18 protein-coding genes are annotated in these 20,365 nt (G+C 69.9%); 11 read left to right on the top strand and 7 right to left on the bottom strand.

Annotated elements, in window-relative coordinates; genetic code table 11:
* Positions 1-42: 42 nt before the first annotated feature.
* Complete coding sequence (locus PFX91_RS15565; protein ID WP_285732511.1) at positions 43-771, top strand: acyltransferase; 729 nt, start codon at positions 43-45, stop codon at positions 769-771.
* Positions 772-825: 54 nt separating this feature from the next.
* Complete coding sequence (locus PFX91_RS15560; RefSeq protein ID WP_285732509.1) at positions 826-1,971, top strand: cystathionine gamma-synthase; 1,146 nt, start codon at positions 826-828, stop codon at positions 1,969-1,971.
* 263 nt (positions 1,972-2,234) lie between these two features.
* On the opposite strand, the gene PFX91_RS15555 is transcribed toward PFX91_RS15560, so the two are convergent.
* Positions 2,235-2,477 (bottom strand): hypothetical protein, encoded by a 243-nt coding sequence (locus PFX91_RS15555; RefSeq protein WP_285732507.1) that lies wholly within the window; start codon positions 2,475-2,477, stop codon positions 2,235-2,237.
* A 304-nt stretch (positions 2,478-2,781) separates the two neighbouring features.
* Between PFX91_RS15555 and PFX91_RS15550 the strand changes: the two genes are divergently transcribed.
* The 3 genes from PFX91_RS15550 to PFX91_RS15540 all read left to right on the top strand — a co-directional run bounded on the left by PFX91_RS15550 (position 2,782) and on the right by PFX91_RS15540 (position 5,991).
* Entirely contained in the window at positions 2,782-3,507 is a 726-nt protein-coding gene (locus PFX91_RS15550) for a GntR family transcriptional regulator (RefSeq protein WP_285732505.1), read from the top strand.
* 7 nt (positions 3,508-3,514) lie between these two features.
* Positions 3,515-4,327 carry a GntR family transcriptional regulator gene (locus PFX91_RS15545; RefSeq protein ID WP_285732502.1) on the top strand — a complete coding sequence of 271 codons (813 nt, stop codon included), beginning with the start codon at positions 3,515-3,517 and terminating at the stop codon, positions 4,325-4,327.
* 512 nt (positions 4,328-4,839) lie between these two features.
* A complete protein-coding gene (locus PFX91_RS15540) occupies positions 4,840-5,991 on the top strand; it encodes an FIST signal transduction protein (protein WP_285732500.1) in 1,152 nt (383 codons plus the stop codon).
* A 40-nt stretch (positions 5,992-6,031) separates the two neighbouring features.
* On the opposite strand, the gene PFX91_RS15535 is transcribed toward PFX91_RS15540, so the two are convergent.
* The 3 genes from PFX91_RS15535 to PFX91_RS15525 all read right to left on the bottom strand — a co-directional run bounded on the left by PFX91_RS15535 (position 6,032) and on the right by PFX91_RS15525 (position 8,061).
* Entirely contained in the window at positions 6,032-6,697 is a 666-nt protein-coding gene (locus PFX91_RS15535; RefSeq protein WP_285732499.1) for an RDD family protein, read from the bottom strand.
* A 233-nt stretch (positions 6,698-6,930) separates the two neighbouring features.
* Positions 6,931-7,431 (bottom strand): transcription elongation factor GreA, encoded by a 501-nt coding sequence (greA, locus tag PFX91_RS15530; protein WP_285732497.1) that lies wholly within the window; start codon positions 7,429-7,431, stop codon positions 6,931-6,933.
* A gap of 177 nt (positions 7,432-7,608) precedes the next feature.
* Positions 7,609-8,061, bottom strand: coding sequence for a DUF4307 domain-containing protein (locus tag PFX91_RS15525; RefSeq protein ID WP_285732495.1), 453 nt, complete (start codon positions 8,059-8,061; stop codon positions 7,609-7,611).
* Positions 8,062-8,218: 157 nt separating this feature from the next.
* Between PFX91_RS15525 and mca the strand changes: the two genes are divergently transcribed.
* The 3 genes from mca to PFX91_RS15510 all read left to right on the top strand — a co-directional run bounded on the left by mca (position 8,219) and on the right by PFX91_RS15510 (position 11,524).
* Entirely contained in the window at positions 8,219-9,097 is an 879-nt protein-coding gene (gene mca, locus PFX91_RS15520) for a mycothiol conjugate amidase Mca (protein ID WP_285732493.1), read from the top strand.
* Between the two features lie 5 nt (positions 9,098-9,102).
* Positions 9,103-9,378, top strand: coding sequence for a hypothetical protein (locus tag PFX91_RS15515; RefSeq protein ID WP_285732491.1), 276 nt, complete (start codon positions 9,103-9,105; stop codon positions 9,376-9,378).
* Positions 9,379-9,490: 112 nt separating this feature from the next.
* Positions 9,491-11,524 carry a thioredoxin domain-containing protein gene (locus PFX91_RS15510; protein WP_285732489.1) on the top strand — a complete coding sequence of 678 codons (2,034 nt, stop codon included), beginning with the start codon at positions 9,491-9,493 and terminating at the stop codon, positions 11,522-11,524.
* 22 nt (positions 11,525-11,546) lie between these two features.
* On the opposite strand, the gene PFX91_RS15505 is transcribed toward PFX91_RS15510, so the two are convergent.
* A complete protein-coding gene (locus tag PFX91_RS15505; protein ID WP_285732486.1) occupies positions 11,547-12,914 on the bottom strand; it encodes a serine/threonine-protein kinase in 1,368 nt (455 codons plus the stop codon).
* Positions 12,915-13,224: 310 nt separating this feature from the next.
* Between PFX91_RS15505 and PFX91_RS15500 the strand changes: the two genes are divergently transcribed.
* From PFX91_RS15500 to phoH2, 3 genes are all read left to right on the top strand, one after another.
* Entirely contained in the window at positions 13,225-13,836 is a 612-nt protein-coding gene (locus tag PFX91_RS15500; RefSeq protein ID WP_285732484.1) for an RNA polymerase sigma factor, read from the top strand.
* Positions 13,837-13,934: 98 nt separating this feature from the next.
* Positions 13,935-14,696: an isoprenyl transferase gene (locus PFX91_RS15495; RefSeq protein ID WP_285732482.1), complete on the top strand. Its 762-nt coding sequence runs from the start codon at positions 13,935-13,937 to the stop codon at positions 14,694-14,696.
* Between the two features lie 267 nt (positions 14,697-14,963).
* On the top strand, positions 14,964-16,310 hold the full coding sequence (gene phoH2, locus PFX91_RS15490) for an RNA 5'-3' helicase PhoH2 (RefSeq protein WP_285732480.1): 1,347 nt from the start codon (positions 14,964-14,966) through the stop codon (positions 16,308-16,310).
* 41 nt (positions 16,311-16,351) lie between these two features.
* Here phoH2 and PFX91_RS15485 read toward each other — a convergent pair whose 3' ends face one another.
* On the bottom strand, positions 16,352-16,765 hold the full coding sequence (locus tag PFX91_RS15485; protein ID WP_285732478.1) for a pyridoxamine 5'-phosphate oxidase family protein: 414 nt from the start codon (positions 16,763-16,765) through the stop codon (positions 16,352-16,354).
* Positions 16,766-16,933: 168 nt separating this feature from the next.
* Entirely contained in the window at positions 16,934-20,116 is a 3,183-nt protein-coding gene (locus PFX91_RS15480; RefSeq protein ID WP_285732476.1) for an SCO7613 C-terminal domain-containing membrane protein, read from the bottom strand.
* Positions 20,117-20,365: the final 249 nt, after the last annotated feature.

The raw sequence follows: 20,365 nt of genomic DNA, 5'->3' as shown, positions 1-20,365 counted from the left end.
ATCTTCGCGACAGTTACTAGTAGGTAATAAAGGGGAGCACGCGTGTCGCGGCTGTTGTCCTGGATCATCCGCTCCACCTGGTCGTACGCCCGGCGCAAGGCCGAGATCCGCGCCGGCTCCAGGGCCGCCCGCAGGTTCGCGCGCTTCGGGGAGGGCTCCGCGATCGCCTTTCCCACGGCCACCCTCTACGGAGAATCCTGGATCGAGATCGGCGTGTACACCGTCCTCGGCGGGGACATGACCCTGGCCGCCGGAATGGGACCCGACTACGACCTCGGGCCGGACACCGTCGTGCGCATCGGCTCGGGCTGCGCCATCGGACGCGGCTCGCACATCGTCGCCCACAAGTCCGTGGACATCGGCGACCACGTGTACACCGGCCCCTACGTCTACATCACCGACCAGAACCACACCTACGGCAACACCGAGATCCCCGTCGGCCTGCAATGGCCGGTGGACGACCCCGTCAGCATCGGATCGGGCACCTGGATCGGGGCGAACGCGGTGATCCTGCCCGGCGTGCACCTGGGCCGGAACTCGGTCGTGGCGGCGGGCACGGTGGTGCGTCCGGGGACCTATCCCGACCACGCGGTCATCGCGGGCGTCCCGGGCAGGGTCGTGCGCACCCACGACCCCGAGTCGGGTTGGGAACCGCCGCTACGCGAGAGCGGAACCCCCACTCGGGTGCCCACCCCCGCCACCGGCGGATCCCCGACCGCGCCCGGTGAGCCTCCCGAGCGGGGGTCCGCCACGCGTTTCCCACCCCTGTGACGCCGGCCCGCGCCATGAGGAACGGTGGAGATCAGGGGCCACTATGGTGGGCTCATGAAGTTCGACGGGTTTGAAACTCTCGCCATCCACGCCGGCCAGGAGCCGGACGCCGGCACCGGGTCCGTGGTGGTGCCGATCTACCAGACCAGCACCTACGCCCAGGACGGCGTGGGGGGCCTGCGCCAGGGTTACGAGTACTCGCGCACCGGCAACCCCACGCGAGCGGCGCTGGAGGAGTGCCTGGCCGCCCTGGAGTCCGGAACGCGCGGCCTGGCCTTCGCCTCCGGCATGGCCGCCGAAGACACCCTGATGCGTGCGATCCTGTCGCCCGGTGACCACATGATCATCCCCGGCGACGCCTACGGCGGCACCTTCCGCCTGGTCTCCAAGGTGATGGAGCGCTGGGGGGTGCAGTGGGACGCCGTCGACCAGTCCGACGCCGAGGCGGTGCGCGCGGCCGTGCGTCCCAACACCAAGGTGGTGTGGACCGAGACCCCCACCAACCCGCTGCTCAACATCACCGACATCGAGAAGGTCGCGCAGATCGCGCACGAGGCCGGCGCCCTGCTCGTGGTCGACAACACCTTCGCCTCGTCCTACCTACAGCAGCCGTTGACCCTGGGCGCGGACGTGGTCGTGCACTCCACCACCAAGTACCTGGGCGGACACTCCGACGTGATCGGGGGCGCGCTGGTGGTCTCCGACCCCGAACTCGGTGAGCGACTGGCCTTCCACCAGAACACCATGGGCGCCGTCCCGGGCCCCTTCGACGCGTGGCTGACCCTGCGCGGTGTCAAGACCCTGGGCGTGCGCATGGATCGCCACAGTGCCAACGCCGAACGGGTCGTGGCCGCGCTGGAGGGCCACCCCGCGGTGCGCAAGGTGTTCTACCCCGGTCTGGAGGACCACCCCGGGCACGGGACCGCGGCCCGGCAGATGAGGTCCTTCGGCGGTATGGTCTCCTTCGCCCTGCGCGATGGGGAGAAGGCCGCGTTGACCGTCTGTGAGCGGACGAGGATCTTCCGCCTGGCGGAGTCGCTGGGTGGGGTGGAGTCCCTGATCGAGCACCCCGGGCGGATGACGCACGCCTCCACCGCGGGTTCCCCGCTGGAGGTCCCGGCCGATCTGGTGCGGATCTCCGTGGGCATCGAGTCCGCCGACGACCTGGTGGCCGACCTGCTCCAGGCCCTGGAGGACTGACCTTTCCGGGGACGCCCGAGCGCGGCCCAGACGCGGCTCGGGTACGAGGAGAACACGGTGTGGGTCGACGGCCTTCCGGATCCGGTGCCAAGGCACCGGAGAGGGAGGCCGTCGACGTTCGGGGCCCCTGACCTCCCCCGCCGGTCCGGTGCCGCGTGGGCGCCCCGGCCGTGTGGCCGTGCCCGACGCGGCTCGTCCTCCTCATGCTCACCGTGAGGGAGCCGGCCCCTCCTCCGGGGGGCGTCCGCTCCCGCCCCTCCCGTTCAGACCGCGGTGGGCGTGTGGTCCTGGGAAGGGGCGTCGGCGGGGCGTGCTCCGCCCGGGAAGCGCAGCCCCACCACAAGGTTCCCGGTACGGGAGAGGGGGGTGCTCGTCTCGTCGTCGCGCAGTGAACGGTAGGTGCCCTTGCTGTCCCGGCGACGGATGCCGATGGACACGGCGAGGAAGAATCCCAAGGCCAGTCCCAGTAGCACGATGCCGACGAGCGTGATGAGGATGGGGATCATTCTGTTCTCCTAGGGAAGTTCCTATCTTCGTTCCGTGCGTCTCCCCGTGGGCCGAGGGGGTGTGGAGTGGTGTTTCACGCGTGCCGTTCCCTTCTCGGGGAGGCGCGGTCCGGGCGCTCGGGTCCCGAGGACGGGTGACGACAGGTGCTCCTCTCCTGCGTACCGGCATCGGCGTCGCGTACCGAGGGTGACCTTCCTTTAAGATGGACCAGGTCAGCAGGATAGAGCTGTTTTGTTGGTGTCCTTCTCATCTTGTTGGTACAAGTTGGGTGGACAATCTAGATACCCCCGCGAGGACTGATCCATGCGGCCAGAAAGCAGATATCGGCAGATCGCTCGCATCCTGCGACGCGAGATCCACGAGGGGATCCTGCCTCGGGGCGGACGGCTTCCGTCGGAGAAGCAGATGGAGGAGCGTTTCGACGCCTCCCGTAACACGATCCGGCTGGCACTGGGCATGCTCCGCAACCAGGGTCTGATCGTCAGCCGGCCCGGCCGCGGACACTTCGTCCAGGACGTCGTTCCGGACACCTTCCACGCCAACCGCAGCGGCTCCAAGGGTCTCAACGAGTCCGGTATGGCGGGACAGAACCTCGAAGAGCTCCAACTCCTCAGCGCCACCCCCGACATCGCCAGTCGCCTGCGCGTCCCCGAAGGCGCCATGGTCGTCGTCCGCCGCATGTACCGGTTCTCCGGAGAGATCTCGTCCTCCGTCAGCGCCGCCTACTATCCGATGGACCTGGTCCAGGACACCCCGCTCATGCTGCCCCAGGACGTCGAGAGCGCTTTGGCGGTGCTGGCCGAGTACGGTCAGCGCCAGGTCGGTTTCGTCGACGAGTTGCAGACCCGTATGCCAGGCCCACAGGAGGCCGATCAGCTCGAACTCCCCCCCGGGGTGCCGGTGCTGGTCGTTCACCGGACCGACCTGTCCGAGGAACGCCCGATCCGGCTGGTGCACACGGTCTACGCCGGCCATAGCATCCGTTACCAGTACGAACACGGCGACATGAGCGCCTACCACCGGGACTGAGACGCATATGAGCACGTCGAGGAAGACGGTCGTCGCCGACCATCTACGCGAGGCACTGGCCCGAGGCGACTACAAACCGGGCGAGCGACTGCCGGGGGAGGAGGAACTCGCCGAGCGGTTCGACGTCTCCCGAGCCACGGCCCGCCTGGGGATGCGCATCCTCCAGGACGAGGGCCGCATCGCCATCCGCGCCGGGCGGGGGGCCTACGTCGCCGACCACCGTCCCATCGTCCACCTGGCCACCCCGGTCAAGGGCGGCAGCGACTCCGAGCGTTTCGAGGCGGGCTACCAGCCCCACCTGCGCGAGGCCGGATACGACCAGGTGCAGGAGAAGATCAAGGTCAGCCTGGACACCATGCGACCGAAGGTGGCCAAACGGCTGCGCCACCGGACGGGGGACGGCGGGCCGCGCGGTGACCTGGTCGTCGTGCGCTCCTGTGACCGCTTCGTGGAGGGAGGCCTGTGGCAGTCCCAGGTCACCTACTTCCCGTACGACATCGCCGGTAACACCCCGCTGATGTCGCCCGAGCGCCTGGAGCAGGGGGTGACCGCACTCCTGCGCTCGTTGGGCCACCGGGAGGGGTGGAACTGGGACATCGTCGGCGCCCGTATGCCCTCCTCGGACGAGGCCGAGGCCTTCGGGCTGGGGCCGGGCATCCCGCTGCTGGTCCAGGAGCGGGTCGTCTACGACGGGGAGTGCCCACTGCGGTTCACCGAGACGATCATGCCCGCCAACCGACATCAGTTGCTCTACTCGGGGGGTGAGGCCCCCGAGGAACTGTTGGTCCTGGCCTCGGACGTCAACATCTTCGAACGTTGAACGGAACCGGCGCCGGTACGCCCCCTCGCACGACCGTACCGGCCCCTCGGCCGGATCGCCGCGGGTGACGATCCACCGTCGGTGGACCCGCCTCCCCGCCGTCGGCGTGCGACGCCCGCGACGCCGTCGCACCCGCGCCCCGACTCGCGCAGCGCCGCGAGCGTCGGTGGAAACGATGAGGACCGGGAGGGGAGGGGCGCGCTCGCAGGTCGAACCCGCCCGCGAGGGTCGAGGACCGTTCGGTGCCCACGGGCGCCTCGGAGCCCGTGGCCACAGCGACCACGGCCGGCGCCGGCTCCCCGTCGCCCACGGACCGGCGTCGCCCCTGGCGGACGGCTCCGCCCTCCGCCGCGACGCCACGATCCGGTCACTTCCCGCTTCCCACCGCCGAAAACGGTGTCCGTGTCCGTCGACGGGGCAAACCCCTGATCGACGACGTGATGACAGAATGGGATCTGACGATGGGGTCCCGTGCCGGCTGTGAGAGCCGGTGAAGTCGGAGGTGGCAGCTGGTGGCACGGTTCGGTGATGCACTGATGACGGGGGCCGACCTCGTGAACGCGGCCGAACGCGCCGTGCTGGCCGCTCTGGAACAGGTGGACGGCCCCGTCGACCTGGTGTGCTTCTTCGTCTGCGGCACCGACCCGGAGGAGGTCACCCTCGCCGGCAAGCGTGTGATGGAGCTGGCCGGAGACGTCGTCACCATCGGATGCAGCTGCACCGGCGTCATCGGCGGAGGCCGGGGGGTCGAGGGCCAGGGCGCGGTCAGCGTGTGGTGCGCCGCTCTGCCCGGTGCCGACCTCACACCGTTTCGCCTGGACACCGTCATCGAGGGGGACCACCTGGCCGTCATCGGCATGCGTGAGCCCGAGCCGCACGACCGCGCCGCCATCCTGCTCACCAACCCCTACGAGTTCCCCACCCAGGCCTTCGTCCGCGAGTCCACCGAGGCTCTCGGCGGCCTTCCCATCGTCGGCGGGATGGCCGACGGTATGCGCGGAGAGGAGTCGGTGCGGCTCTTCTGCGGGGGCGAGGTGGCCGAGAACGGCGCCATCGGCGTCATCATCGGCGGTGAGAGCGTCCTCGCCACCCTCGTCAGCCAGGGCTGCCGTCCCATCGGGCCGCCCATGACCGTCACCAAGGCCGAGGGCAACCTCCTGCTGGAACTCGCGGGGACCAACGCCTACGAGAAGCTGGAGGAACTGGTCGAGGGGCTCTCCGACCAGGACCGCGAACTCGCCGAACGGGGCCTGCACGTGGGCATCGCCATGGACGAGTACGCCGACGACCACGAACAGGGCGACTTCCTCATCCGCACCCTCGTGGGGGCCGACCCCGAGCTGGGGGCCCTCACCATCGGTGACATGGTCGAGGTCGGCCAGACGATCCGTTTCCAGGTCCGCGACGCCGGCACCGCGGACGAGGACCTCGCCCGCAGACTCTCCGACTTCGGCGCCGAACACTCCGTCGGGGCGGGGCTGCTCTTCTCCTGTAGCGGCCGTGGATCCTCCTTCTTCCCGCGCGCCGACCACGACGTCCTCGCCGTCCACCGCGCTCTGGGCATCGACGCCGTCGCCGGGTTCTTCGCCGCCGGAGAGATCGGCCCCGTGAGCGGGGTGAACCACGTGCACGGGTTCACCGCGTGCCTGCTCGCCTTCGCGTGAGGGAGGGAGGCGGGTGCCGCCGCGCCCTGGGGTGTGGTGTTCAGGTGCGAACGACCATGGTGCCGGCGACCCGGTCGTGCAGAGCGCGACTCCGTCCGTCACCGAGCGCGGCCATCGACTCGGCCAGAGTGAAGATGTGGCCCAGGATCGGCAGGGACTGGGGGAACCCGAAGAAGGCGGATCTGCCCATGGCCTGCCCCTGGCTGAGCCCGCCCCCGTCGGAGGCGCTGACCACCTTGATGCCGAGCATCATCTTGCCGAGCGTGCGGCCCCAGGTGACCAGGTACAACCAGTCGTAGAAGAACAGCAGCAGTCCCCAGCCGAAGAAGAACAGCAGGGCCCACAGGGTGCCCTCGGCGTCGGTGCTCTCGGTGCTCCCGGTGAGTGCCACCGTGACCACGGCCATGATGACGAAGAACGCCACGGCGGCCACGACGACCAGGACGTAGTCGATGAGCCGGGCGGTCAGCCTGCGGCCGAAGGTGGCGAGTTCGACCCCGGAGGATGGGGGCGCGCCCGGTCCCGGGACCCCTCCCGGCGGTATCCCCGGGACCACGGAGTGGCCAGGGCCTCCCCAGATCCCGGGAGGAGGGCTCTGGGCGGACCGCCCCCAACCGGGTGGCGGGCCACCGGGACCCCACCCTCCGGCCGGGGGCGGATACGTGCCGGGGTACGGCTCCTTGGGGTTCCAGTAGGGCGAAGACATGGCGACGGGGTCCTTCGGTTCCTCGGTGGGCGGTTCCGCGGGGGGCGCCGGGGGCTGGTGCGGGAGTGTCCTTGGAGACTACGACGCCGGAGGCCCTCGAAGGGATCCCTTCGAGGGCCTCGAAGAACTCGGGGCCTTGACGGGCGGGGTCGGTGTCGGGCCCGGAGAGGACCCTGTCCCAAAGCGGTGGGGGCGGCTCGGCGCCGCCCCCGACCTGATCCGCGAGTTCCGTGTCACATGCCGTTGTAGGGGACGGCGTCGATGATCTCCACACCCAGGCTCTTGCCGTTGGGGAGTTCGTAGGTGACGCTCTCCCCCACACGTTTGCCGTTGATCGCCGAGCCCAGCGGCGACTTCGGAGAGTACACGTCGATCGGGGAGCCGCTCTCCTCACGGGAGGCGAGCAGGAAGGTGACCTCGTCCTCGTCGCCGTCGAACTTGACGGTGACGGTCATGCCGGGGCTGACCACGCCCTCGGTGTGAGGTGCCTCGCCGACCCTCGCGGTACGCAGGATCTCGGTGAGCTGGAGGATACGGGCCTCCATCTTGCCCTGCTCCTCCTTGGCGGCGTGGTAGCCACCGTTCTCCTTGAGGTCGCCCTCCTCCCGAGCCGCCTCGATCTTCTCCGCGATCTGGATGCGCCCCTCACCCGTCAGGTGGTCCAGCTCGGACTTGAGCCGGTCATACGCCTCCTGCGTGAGCCAGGTGACATTGTCATCGCGGGTTTGGGTCACGGGAACTCCTTGTGCACTAGTAGCAAAGGCCACCATGCGGCCTGAGCTGAACTTACGAGAATATCACCGTGCGTTGCCGCACACGGGTTCTCGCGGCCCGGCGCCACCGCCGGACCGACGGGAAGGGGTTCGGTGGGCCGGTCCGGTGGACCGGTCGCGCGAACCCGGGGCCTCGGGTCAGTCCTGGGAACCTTGTTCCCTGCATGAGGCCACTTCTACCGTGGCGGCCTGACGAACCGTTTCAACGGTCGTGGTGACCATACGGTTCCCGCCCTCGACCGTGCTGCGGACCTGGCCGACCTCCACGAACCGGTCGTCTCGGGCCACGATCAGGCACTCGGCCCCGTTCTTGCTGTTCACCTCGTAGCTGATGGTGGCCTCGTCGGGAGTCGGCGCCGAGATCCTCACCACCTGGTGGTACACACCGCCGCCCAGACCGCTGTAGCTCATCACGGAGTAGCCCCAGCCGATCGCGCACAGTACCGCGACCAGGGTGCCGATGACGAAGAAGACCGGCCCGTTGCCGTGGTGCCTGCGCAGCGCCGGCGTGGTACGGACAGAGGGGTCGGCCGTTGTGTCGGCCGCTGTTTCGGCACTGCTCACGGCGTCTTCCTCCGGGGTCGGCTGCATGCGGGAATCTCCGAACAAGGGGATGGTGTTGTCTAAGATATCTCCGACCTGACAGCTTCCCCACGCGACCCGTACGTGAGTCGTCCGAGCCGGGTGGCAAGGGGGATTCGGGCCCTCTCCCCGCGCCCGCCCATCCGAAACCAAGGAGAACCCTCCGTTGTCCGAGCGTCTGAGGCTTATGGCCGTCCATGCCCACCCCGATGACGAGTCCAGCAAGGGCGCGGCCACGATGGCGCGTTATGTGAAAGAGGGTGCCGAAGTGCTGGTCGTCACCATGACCGGTGGCGAACGCGGCGACATCCTCAATCCCGCGATGGAGCGCCCCGACATCCGGGAGAACATCGCCCGGGTCCGCCGTCAGGAGATGGAGCGGGCCAGGGAGATCCTCGGTGTCGAGCAGGAGTTCGCCGGTTTCATCGACTCCGGCCTGCCCGAGGGGGACCCCCTGCCGCCCCTGCCCGAGGGCTGCTTCGCCACGCTTCCGGTGGAGGAGGCCGCGGCGCCGCTGGTGGCGTCCATCCGGCGGTTCCGCCCGCACGTCGTCCTCACCTACGACGAGAACGGCGGTTATCCGCACCCCGACCACATCATGACCCACAAGGTGTCGATGCACGCCTTCGACGCCGCGAACGACCCCGACGCCTACCCCGACGCGGGCGAACCGTGGCAGCCGCTCAAGCTGTACTACTTCGTGTCCTTCCCGCCGGAGAGGTTCACCGCCTTGGCCGACCTCCTGGCGGCGCGGGGCCTGGAGAACCCCTTCGAGGACTGGATGAAGCGGATCAAGGAGCGCGACCGCCCCCGCTGGGAGATCACCACGCGGGTGCACTGTAGCGAGTACTTCGATCTCGCCGACGAGGCGCTCAAGGCGCACGCCACCCAGGTCGACCCCAACGGTTTCTGGTTCGCCGTGCCCAACGACATCGTCGCGGAGGCCTGGCCGACCGAGGACTACCACCTGGTGCGTTCGCTGGTGGAGACGGAGATCCCCGAGAAGGACCTCTTCGCGGGTGTGCGGGAAGCGGTGAGAGTATGAACGGTATGAATTCCCTTCTCCCGTCCGTGACGACGTTGGCGAGCGACCTCGACACGGACACCGTGACACCCGGTGTGCTGGGCTTCCTCATCATCTTCGTGATCGGTGTAGGACTGTTCTTCCTCATGCGCAACTTCATGGGCAAGATCAAGGACCTGCCCAAGGGCGAGGAGTTCGCGGCCAGGGTGGAGGAGACCGACCGGGCGGCGAACACCGATGGGACGGGTGACCGTCGGGAGAACGCCCGGGGGGACACGGACGGTCCCTCCCCGCGCAGCTGAGTCCGTCCTCCTGAAGTCCCACGGGGACGGGTCCGCCCCTTCCGGGGTCGCGGACCCCGACCCGAGGCGACGGTGTGAGGCGATTTCGGGACGCGGGTGGCAGAGTTGAGACATGTCCAACCGCCTGAGCGACGCGACCAGCCCGTACCTGTTGCAGCACGCCGACAACCCCGTGCACTGGTGGCCCTGGGGCGAGGAGGCCCTGGCCGAGGCACGTCGACGCGACGTGCCCGTGCTCATCTCCGTCGGCTACGCGGCCTGCCACTGGTGCCACGTCATGGCACACGAGTCCTTCGAGGACGAGGCGACCGCGGCCCTCATGAACTCCCTGTACGTCAACGTCAAGGTGGACAGGGAGGAGCGCCCCGACGTCGACGCCGTGTACATGGAGGCCACCCAGGCCATGACGGGTCAGGGCGGGTGGCCCATGACCGTGTTCGCCACCCCCGACGGCGCCCCGTTCTACTGTGGTACCTACTTTCCCCGGGAGCACTTCCAGCGCCTGCTGGAGGCCGTGTCGAGAGCCTGGCGGGAACAACGTCGGGAACTGCTCGACCAGGGTGACCGGGTGGTGGAGGCGCTCAGCGGCCCGCGCACACCGCCCGCCGCACAGCCGCCCTCCGCGGAGCGACTCGACCTGGCAGTCCAGGCGTTGGTGCGCGACTACGACAGCGCACACGGCGGATTCGGCACCTCTCCCAAGTTCCCGCCGTCGATGCTGTTGTCCTTCCTCACCGCCCAGGACGAGCGCACCCGACCCTTCCAGAGCGCGGACGAGCCCACACCCGCCCGGCTCATGGCCACCGGTACCGCCGTGGCGATGGCCCAGGGCGGTGTCTACGACCAGCTCGGAGGCGGTTTCGCCCGCTACGCGGTGGACCGCGGGTGGGTCGTGCCGCACTTCGAGAAGATGCTCTACGACAACGCGCTGCTCCTGCGCGCCTACGCCCGCATGAGCCGCCGCCCCGCCGAGGAGGACAGCGCGGAGGGCCGCACGCGGCCCCTGCTACGGCGGGTGGCCGAGGAGACCGCCGACTGGATGCTGCGGGATCTGCGTACGCCCGAGGGAGGGTTCGCCTCCTCCCTGGACGCCGACAGCGAGGGCGAGGAGGGCACCTACTACGTGTGGACGCCCGCGCAACTGCGCGAGGTCCTGGGGGAGCGGGACGCCGTCTTCGCCGCCGAGGTGTTCGGGGTGACCGAGGAGGGCACCTTCGAGCGCGGTTCCTCCGTGCTCCAACTACGCGAGCCGCCCGCCGACACCTGGCGCTTCGAGCGGGTGCGCGAGGCCCTGTCGGCCGCCCGTGCCGAGAGGGTCCCCCCGGCGCGGGACGACAAGGTGGTGGCCGCCTGGAACGGTCTGGCGATCTCCGGCCTGGCCGAGGCCGGGGTCCTCCTGGAGCGGCCCGACCTGGTGGAGGCGGCGTGCGAGGCCGCCGACCTGCTGTTGCGCGTGCACCTGCGGGACGGTCGCCTGGTACGTACGTCAAGGGACGGTCGGCCGGGCCCCAGCGCCGGTGTGCTGGAGGACTACGCCGACGTCGCGGAGGGTCTGCTGGTCCTGTACGGGGTGACCGGGAGGTCCCGGTACGCGCATGAGGCCGGACGCCTGCTGGAGGTGGTGTTGGAACGCTTCGGCGACGGCGAGGGCGGGTTCTACGACACGGCCGACGACGCGGAGAGACTCTTCAACCGCCCCCAGGACCCCACCGACAACGTCACGCCCTCCGGCCGGTCCGCGGCGGCCTCGGCGCTGCTGACGTATGCCGCGCTGACCGGCTCGCGAAGGCACCGCGTCGCGGCCGAGGAGGCGCTGTCCCCGGTGTCGCTGCTGGCCGAGAAGGCCGCCCGCTTCGCGGGCTGGGGGCTGGCCACGGGGGAGACGCTCCTGACCGGTCCGCGTTCCGTGGCGGTGGTGGGGGACCCCGACGACCCCCGGACCGAGGAACTGGTGCGCACCGCGCTGGTCTGGGCTCCGCTGGGGACCGTGTTGTCCAGGGGCGACGGCCGTGACGACGGGGGCGTGCCGCTGCTGCGCGACCGGACGAGCATCGAAGGGATGCCCACGGCCTACGTGTGCGAGGGTTTCGTCTGTGAACTTCCGGTCACCTCCCCCGAGGGCCTGCGAGAGCGGTTGTCGGCCTGAGGAGGATCCGGGTTCCGGTCCGTCAGCCCAGGTGGGTGCCCTCGATGATCTCGTTCACCAGGTCGGGGCGGTACTCGGGCTGGCGGATCTCCAGGTACACGGTCGCGCGCTCGCCCGGATGCTTCACGGCGGCGCTGCTGAACGATCCGTTGCCGTTGCAGTCGGGCCAGTCCCACACCGTGCCCTCCCAGTCCTCGGTGTCGACCTCGCGTTCCTCCGGGGCGATCCCGCACGGCGCGGTGCCCGCGACCCCGCTCAGGTCGAGGTCGTCGGGCACCACCGTCGCGTACACCCCGTACGACGCCGCCTCGCCGGAACCCCAGTCGTCGACGTCGGTGGCCACGAGTAACGCCGGTTCGGTGCCGCTGCCGGCCGCGGCCGGACGTACCTCCCGGCCGGCGTGGAACTCGCGGGCCCACACCGACGGCACCTCCATCCGGAGCTGCTGGGTGGCGTAGCGCACCGTGGTCAGGGACAGCCCAGGGCTGCCGAGGGACGCCGTGACACTGGCCGCCACGACGCCCAGGGCCGCCACCAGCGCCACCGCCCGTCTCCACGGCATCCGGTACCGCTGCCACCAGGGCACCGCCTTGGGAAGGTCGGGTGCCATACGGATGGCCCTGACCCGGTCGGTGAAGGTCTTGGCGTCCGCCGGACGGCTCTCCCGGTCCACCGAGAGCGCGGACAGGATGAGTTCGTCGAGTTCGGGAGGCAGGCCCGGCCGGACCCGGCCGGGAGGGATCTTCACCGGAGGTCGCGACGGTGGGCGCCCCGTGATGAGTTCGTAGGCGACCGCTCCCAGGGAGTACACGTCGGAGCGCACATCCAGGTCGCCGCCGGGGATGCTCTGTTCGGGGGACATGTAGCCGGGGGTTCCGGCGGCCGCGGTGAACCCCGAGGCCTCATCGATCGCCTTGGCGAAGCCCAGGTCCGCCACCAGTACCCGCTGACCCACCGGCGACGACTGCAACAGCACGTTCGACGGCTTGATGTCGCGGTGGATCGTGCCGTGGTTGTGCAGCACGGTGATGCCCTGGCCGATCTCGGTCAGCAGCCGTAGCGCCTCGTCCAAGGGCAGCTGACCTCGGCGGATGAGATCGGCCACACTGCCCTGGTCGGCGTAGGTCATCACCATGTAGGGGCGCCCGTCGGGCAGCACGTCCACGTCGTGCACCGCCACCAGCCACGTGGAGTCGGTCTGGCGGAGGATGCGGGCCTCCTCCAGGAAGCGGTGCTGGATGTCCATCTGGTGGGCCCAGTTCTCAGCGAGTACCTTGATGGCCACCGGATAGTTGAGAAGATCGTCCTGTGCCAGCCAGACCGTGGCGAAGGAGCCGGACCCAAGGCGCCGAATGACGCGGTAACGTCCGAAGGCCTCCGGTTGACTCATTTTCGCCTCGGGTATGTCAGGGGTGGATACGCGGTCGTTGCCCACTAATACACCATCTGTGCCTCATGTTGCCCTCCAGCGATATGATCCCCTTCCCCGGGTGGCGCCGATGCCCCTGGCCCATGGAGACTGAAGAGGACCTGTCGGTTCCCACACCATGAAATGGCCGTGAGAATGACGTGAAACCTCATGAGGGCGGAGCCGGACGGGGACCGTAGGCGTCCCATACACGTGTGACCCTCGAATACGTGCGCACGCACGTCCGAAGCGGACGGCCGGACGTCTGCCGTTAGTCAGGAAGAGACCAGCCATGCGTAGTAGCGATCACGCAGACCACGAACAGAAACCCGTACCAAGGCGCCGGGTGGCCGGCAACGTCAACGAGGAGCTGGAAGAGCTCGCGCGTCAGGCCAAGGCCGGCGACGCCGCGGCCCTGGACGACCTGCTCCGGCGGATCCAGCCCGAGGTGCTGCGCCGGTGCTCGCGTTTCCTGCCCTACCGTCAGGACGCCGAGGAGGCCTGCCAGGACGCGCTGCTGCGGGTGGCCCGCAAGATCGACAGTTTCAAGGGCGACTCCCTGTTCACCACGTGGCTGTACACGGTGGTGTCCAACTCCGCACGTCAGACCTACCGCTCGATGAAGCGTCGTTCGGCCGAGTTCCCCACCGAGGCCGAGCGTATGCCGCACCAGCGTGATCCTCGCACCACCAGCGTCATCGCCGGTTCCCGGATCGACCTGCTGGAGGCGCTCGACCAGCTGGAGAAGGACCGGCCCAACCTGGTGGCGCCCCTGGTCCTGCGCGACCTGTGCCAGATGGACTACAACGAGATCGCCTCCGAGCTGAACCTGGCCCTGGGCACCGTCAAGTCCCGCATCCACCAAGGACGCAAGCACGTGCGCAAGTCCCTGGCCGTGACGTAGACCTCGCCGGAGCGAACTACGCTGGGAGCATCCCCGCCGGCACCTCCCGTCCGCCGGTGTGCCGCCTTTTTCTGATCCAGCTCTGAGAGGTTTCGCCCATGGGGCTTCGTGACCCCCTGTACTGGCTGTACGAGCGGCGCCTTGAGCGCGGGTTGCGCGGTCAGGAGATACCCCGCCATGTCGGTGTGGCCATGGACGGCAACCGACGCTGGGCCAAGAGCAGCGGCCTCCAGGGGGCCGAGTACGGCCACCAGGCCGGCGCGAACAAGATCTTCGAGCTGCTGCGCTGGTGCAACGAACTGGGCGTCCAGGTGGTGACCCTCTGGATGCTCTCCACCGACAACCTCTCACGTGATGAGTCCGAACTCGGTCCGCTGGTGCGGATCATCGAGCAGACCATCGCCAGACTCCGCGAGGAGGGGTGGAACACACGCCCCGTCGGAGCCCTCGACGTGCTCCCCGCGTCCACCGCCCAGGCCCTCAAAGAGGCGGAGGTGGCCACATCCGGCAACCCCGGCCTGGTTGTCAACGTCGCCGTCGGGTATGGGGGTAGACGTGAGATCGCTGATGCGGTTCGGTCCCTCCTCCAAGAGGAGGCGGCCAAAGGCACCGACATCCAGGAGCTGGCCGAGCGCCTGGACATCGAGGACATCGCACGGCATCTCTACACGCGCGGCCAGCCCGACCCCGACCTGCTCATCCGCACGTCAGGGGAGCAACGCCTGTCGGGCTTCATGCTCTGGCAGAGCGTGCATTCGGAGTTCTACTTCTGCGAGGTCTACTGGCCTGCTTTCCGCAGAGTGGATTTTCTGCGTGCACTGCGTTCGTACGGCGCGCGCAACCGCCGTTACGGGTCCTGAACCCCATGTTCCTCCGAGGTCCCTTCCCTTAACGCGGAGTTCACCGCGCGGAGGGAAAGGCCTCTTGGAAACGTGGGAATGGAAGCGTAGCGTCGGAAGTGGCGGGTGGCGTTCGACCACCCGTTCGGGAGGCCCCGACTCATTGATCTCCTCCGTCAACGCGGAACGTCAACGAGGAGGGCCGGTCCCGGCCCTCGTGGGCCAGGTCCCGGTCCTCCATGATCCCGTGACAGTAGGGCACCGTAACGGTGCCCAAGGGGAGAACGAGTGGCTAGTTCCTCGACCGATCGCCGTGACACCCAGCCTTCCACCGGTCCCTCGGAGGGGGAAGAGGGTGGACGCGTCTACGTTCTCGACACCAGTGTCCTGCTCGCCGACCCGTTGGCCATGGCCCGTTTCGCCGAGCACGAGGTCGTCATCCCCGTGGTGGTGATCACCGAACTCGAGAGCAAGCGCCATCACCCCGAGCTCGGGTACTTCGCCCGTAACGCGTTGCGCCATCTCGACGATCTGAGGGTCTCCCACGGCCGTCTGGACGTCCCGGTACCGGTGAACGACCTGGGCGGCACACTGCGTGTGGAGCTCAACCACAGTGATCCCCAGATCCTTCCGGCGGGCTTCCGGCTCGGCGACAACGACACGCGGATCCTCACGGTGGCCCGCAACCTCCAAGAGGAGGGCGGGGACGTCGTACTGGTCAGCAAGGACCTGCCGATGCGGGTCAAGGCGTCCTCGATCGGACTGTCCGCCGACGAGTATCGCGCCGAACTGGCCATCGAGCACGGCTGGACGGGCATGGCCGAACTGGACGTGCCGGCCCACCAGGTCGGCGAGCTCTTCGAGAGCGGTGTCTGCGACATCGAGGAGGCTCGCGAGTACCCCTGCCACACCGGTCTGGTGCTGGTGTCCGAGCGGGGCAAGGCGCTGGGCCGCGTTCAGCCCGACAAGTCGGTGAAGGTGGTGCGCGGGGACCGCGAGGTGTTCGGACTGCACGGACGCAGCGCCGAACAGCGCATCGCCCTGGACCTGCTCACGGACCCCGACGTGGGCATCGTGTCCCTGGGCGGGCGCGCGGGCACCGGTAAGTCGGCTCTGGCCCTGTGCGCCGGTCTGGAAGCCGTGCTGGAACGTCGCCGGCACCGCAAGGTGATGGTGTTCCGGCCGCTGTACGCGGTCGGCGGCCAAGAGCTGGGCTACCTGCCCGGGACCGAGAACGAGAAGATGACCCCCTGGGGCCAGGCCGTGCACGACACCCTGTCCGCGGTGACCACCGAGGAGGTCATCGAGGAGGTCGTGGACCGGGGGATGCTGGAGGTCCTGCCGCTCACGCACATCCGGGGCCGTTCGCTGCACGACGCCTTCGTGATCGTGGACGAGGCGCAGTCCCTGGAGCGCAACGTGCTGCTCACCGTGCTGTCCCGTCTGGGCGAGAACTCGCGGGTGGTGCTCACCCACGACATCGCCCAGCGCGACAACCTGCGGGTGGGTCGCTACGACGGCGTGGTCGCGGTCATCGAGAAGCTCAAGGGGCATCCGCTGTTCGCCCACGTCACCCTGACCAGGTCCGAGCGCTCGCCCATCGCCGCCCTGGTCACCGAGATGCTGGAGAACTGACCGGTCCGCCGGGCCCGCCCCGTCCGGGCGGGCCCGGCGCCTCAGTGCGCCTGGCCGCTCATCAGCCAGCGGGTCACCCCGACCTCCACCAGGGCCCGGGTAAGGTCCGAGCCGTCCTCGGGTGTACGGATCTCATACCCGTACTTGTCATGGAAGGCCGCCACCACCTCCGCGGGGAAGTCCCCGGTGTGGAGGAGGGCCCGCCCCTCCGCCACGACGGGGGCGTCGCCGTCCTCCAGGGCCAGGGACACCCGCGGGTCGACGGAGACGTTGCGCGCCTTGACGGACCCGGCCTGCACGCTGATCCACCAGCGGTCGCGCAGATGGACGAACCACACCGGAGTGATGTGGGGCGATCCGTCGCGACGCAACGTGCACAGCCACACGTTCCGGTCGGTACGCAGGCGCCCGGTCAGGCTCTCGGGCGCGGCCACGGAGATCTTCGGTTCGGACACGGCCTCTCCAGGATGGTCGTACGGCCCGGGAGGGCCGAGGTCATGGCGTGTGGCGCGGTCTGTGGCCGGTGGGGAGGGGACGTCCCCTCCCGGGCCCGTCCGGCCGCGCATGTGGTGATGGACGGCTCCGGGTCCTCCGGCCCCGATCCAGGTCGAGGGGTGGTCCCCTCACCGCATGCCCGCCATCCATCTGCCCAACCGGCGTAGCCGTTCCAGGCTCGCCTCGTAGCGGGCGCCGACCGCGAGCAGGAGCACGCCCGCCAAGGCGAACGGTACCCAGTTCGGCACCAGGGCGGTCAGGTTCCACAGAGGCGGGCCGAACGCTCGGAGCGAGGTCGCCACCAGCACCAGACCGCCCATCACCAGTACCGCCTGGAGTCGCTGCCCCAGACCCCACACGGTGGCGGCCAGCCCAAGGACGAGCACGGTGGGCACCCGCCACGCCATCCCGTCCTCCAGCAGCACCAGGAGCACCGTGGGCAGGAACAGCAGCGCCAGTCCACCGCCGTAGGCGGCCCAGCTCGACGGGGTCCGCACCGCCTTGCGGCTCCACTCCCAACCGACGACCAACGCCGCGACGGCGGGAGGGGCCGTGTAGGCCTCGGGAACGTCCACCTCCCACGCGCCCAGCACCCTCCACAACGCGGCGACCATCAGCAGGGCGCCCACCAGCGCGTACCAGCGCCGGCCCGGCCGTACCGCGGTCGCCAGCGCGAGCACACCGACCACCGCCAGCGCCAGCGCGACCAGTTCCGGTCGCGCCGGCGCCGCGATGGTCAGGACCAACGCCACCACTGACCACAGACACGCCGGGATCTCCGCCGCCGGCACCAGCGGCCCACGCAGCCGCGGTGCCGCGACGGCCACCGAGGCGGCCAGCGCGATCGGTGCCAGGGCCGCGTACTCCACCCGCGCGCCCAGCAACAGCGGCAGGGTCAGAGCGAACGCGCCCGTGGCGGACACGGTCACCACGGTGGCGCCGACCGCGGGGGCCGCGGTGCGTGCCAGGGCCGCCACCACCGCGGCCACCACCGCGACCGCCATCAGGGCACCGACGTTCGCGTGCTCTTGGGCGAGCGTCCAGCTCAGGCTCAGAAGAAGCAGGGTGAGGAGCCCGGTGAGTCCCGGTAGGCGGCCGTCCCGCCGGGCCGCTCCGGACCACAGGACGAGCGCCGAACCCACCATGAGGGTCCACAGCAAGGTGACGATGAGCGGTGCGTTCAGGACGAACGGAAGCGGGACCAGTGTCGTGGGCGCGAGGAGAGCGACGGCGGAGGCCGTCCGAGGACGGTCGAGCCACAGCACCAGCGCCGCCATCGCGAAACCGGCCGACAGGATCGCGACCGCCGTCGCCGGTTCGCCCAGGGAGCCCTCCCGGGCGAGCAGCACCGAGGGCGCGGGTTCCAGCAGTACCGACGGCGGCTGTGACCATGGTGCGGAGCCGGGGAGGAGCGGGACACCGGAATGGTGGCCGCGGCCGGCCACCAGCGGAGCGACCGGGGTCAGGAGCAGCCCGCACAGGGCGAACACGCGCCGAGGGTCGCCGGTGAGGCCCACGGGAACCGGAACCCGGCCGAGCGCCAGGGGCGTGGCGGCGGCCGTCAGGCCGGTGGCCGCCAGCGCCCACCACGCCGCGGCCGGTACCGACTCCGAGAGCGTCGACCCCAGCAGGAAGAACGCGCCGGTCGGCAGGGTCAGCGACCACAGGAACAGACCCGACGCGTACAGCACGGTCGGCCGAGCGCCCGACCGGTCGAGGCGGTCGTACAGCCGCACCGCGGCCAACGCGGTGGTGCCCAGGAAGAACAGGGCGGCCAGGGACGTGTACTGGTGTGGAAGCGACCACAGCGCACCGGTCACCAGGGTCAGGGCGCCGACGACCGCGCAGGTCCACGCCGAGAGACGGTGGGCCACCAGGCCCGAGCCCAGAAGCAGGACGGCGCCGAGGACCAGGGTCCACACCACCGTCACCACATGGGGCAGACCCAGCAGCAACGGAACCGCCGTCAGCGTCGCGGGGGCGCTCAGCGCGGCGGCGCACACGAGGGCGTCGCGGCGCAACACCACCACCACGCCCAGGGCCAGAAAGGCCGTGATCATGGTGGCGGCCAGATGGAGCGGGCCGTGGAAGGGCGGTACCGACGGGCCGATCAGGCCCAGCACCCGGAGCACGTTCTCGGTCGGGGAGACCTCGCCCCACACGTTCCCGGGGATCCGGGGCAGTGCCGGCAGGTGCACGGGTCCGGCGGCCAACGGTGCCATGCCCAGGGCCAGGAGCGCGGCGACCGTGTGCGGGAGCGACGGGGCGCCGGACACCGGCGGAGAGGGCAGGGGGCGTCGAGCGAGCAGCAGACCGGTGATGCCCGACAACAGCAGGCCGACGGTCAAGGCCCACCAACGCCGCGGTTCCACGGGCCCGGGAACGCTGAGGACCAGATGAGCGATCAGCAGCAGCGTGAGTCCCCACAGCACGGTCGCGGTGACATGGAGGGTGCGCAGAGGGACGCCCTCGCGGGGACGTCCGAGCCACAGGACCAGGGCCAGGTCCGCGAGTGCGGTCGAGGCGAGGGCGGGCAGCATCCAGGTGGCGGCGTCGTCGGACGGAAGGGACGCCACCAGGAGCGCCGGTACCGGCTGGCACAGCAGGACCGCGATGACACGCGGGGACCGCAGCGGTACCAGCAGGGGGTACAGCGCCATCAGGGCGCCCGTCACGGCCAGGGCCGCGGCGGTGTAGCCGGGACCGTTCCCCCACCGGTCGGACATGAGCAGCCACAGGGCCACGGCGTCGACGCACAGCAGTGCGGCGGTCAGGCACCCGAAGGTCTCGGCGGTGGCTCTGAGGCCGCGTCGGTGGGCGGGGATCGCCAGGAGGGCGAAGACCACCGTGGTGACCCCGAGGACACCGGCGCGGGCGCCGGTGCCCAGATCGCTCCACGTCCAGATCGCGAAGACCAGGGCGGCGACACCGACGAGCAGGCCGCCCAGACCCAGGATGATGTTCTGCGCGGAGCGTCGGGCGACCTCTCCCCGAGGGCCCGCGGCCCCCTGCCGCCAGGCGACGTGCGGGGGCCCGCCGGGCCGGTACGCGGTGTCCGGGGCCCACGGCCCCCCATGTGCCATGGCCGCTCCGGCGACACCGGGGACGCCCGGGTGGGGGGCGTGCCGGCCGTCGCCGTGAGGAGGGGTCTGAGTCGAGGCCCCGACTCGGGCGGAAGCGGAGGACGCGACGGTCTCCTCCCGCAGCAGCCGTACCACGGCGGCGCGTTCGTTGCGCAGTTCCCGCAACCGGCCGTCGAGCAGCGCGATCCGTGTGTCGATGTGCCACAGCCGCTGGGCGGTGGCGCCCATGAGCAGAATCCCGCACCGGGGACAGGTCCGGGGGCGCGCGGGCAGCGGCGTGTGGCAGTCCGGACACCTGGGAGGGGCGCCCGCGGAGGATGGCGGAGATCCGTGGACGTTCATGGCGTCATCGTGACGTCCGATGTCGGCCGCGTACATCCGTACAGGTACTCAGAAACACGGCGGAAGGTGACCCGGGCCTCTTTCCCCGAGACTTCGAGGCATGGGCCACACCAAGAGATCCACTTGACCCGAAGC

The sequence above is a fragment of the Nocardiopsis sp. ATB16-24 genome, from assembly GCF_030271535.1.
Classification (GTDB): Bacteria; Actinomycetota; Actinomycetes; order Streptosporangiales; family Streptosporangiaceae; genus Nocardiopsis.
The sequence above is the reverse complement of the archived record's forward strand: the minus strand, read 5'-3'. Positions and strand labels throughout refer to the sequence as shown.